This is a genomic window from Formosimonas limnophila (assembly GCF_014652675.1).
GTDB lineage: Bacteria > Pseudomonadota > Gammaproteobacteria > Burkholderiales > Burkholderiaceae > Hydromonas > Hydromonas limnophila.
In genome coordinates, this window is record NZ_BMZG01000052.1 from 1 (window position 1) to 620 (window position 620).

General features: G+C 56.4%; 1 protein-coding gene. It reads left to right on the forward strand.

Annotated features, from left to right (window positions below):
• Positions 1–229 precede the first annotated feature (229 nt).
• On the forward strand, positions 230–620 hold a 391-nt coding region (locus IE082_RS11535), incomplete at its 3' end, for a hemagglutinin repeat-containing protein (protein ID WP_444542699.1).

A 620-nucleotide genomic window follows, 5' to 3' on the forward strand; every position in this document is an offset into this window, starting at 1 on the left:
ACAGAATATCGCCATCACCGATGTACACGACACCGCCACGCAAGACACCTACACCAAGTTCAAATCAGCGGGTCTGTCGGTTTCTGTCTCCAGCCCCATCATCGATGCGGCGAAGATGGGCAGCACACTGGCTGACCAAGCAGGCAAAGCAGAGGGCGGCACCCAAATCGGTGCAGTGGCCGCATCGAGTGCACTGGCTGGTTACAATGCGTATCGCGGCATCACTGAAATGGCCAATAGTCTCACTCGCGAAATAGCCAAGGGGGCGACAGGTAATCCGCTGGGTGCATTGGGTTNCAAGAGTCACAGTGAGCAAAGTACCAGCTCGGGCAGCAGCATCACCGCAGGAGGCAAGGTCAACCTCACCGCCACGGGCAAAGGCAAAGCCGATGACACGCTTGAGAACAACCAAGGCTCGGACATTCTCGTCCAAGGCTCAACCATCGCAGGCAAGGGCGGTACACATCTCAAGGCAGACGACGACATCATCGCACTCGCAGGGGTCAATACTGACAGCATGACCAGCAGCAATAAGTCTTCAGGCGCATCGGTGGGTGTCAGCGTGGGTGCTTCTACATCACTCAATATTGGTGTCAACATGGGTAAAGGCCGTGCCAACG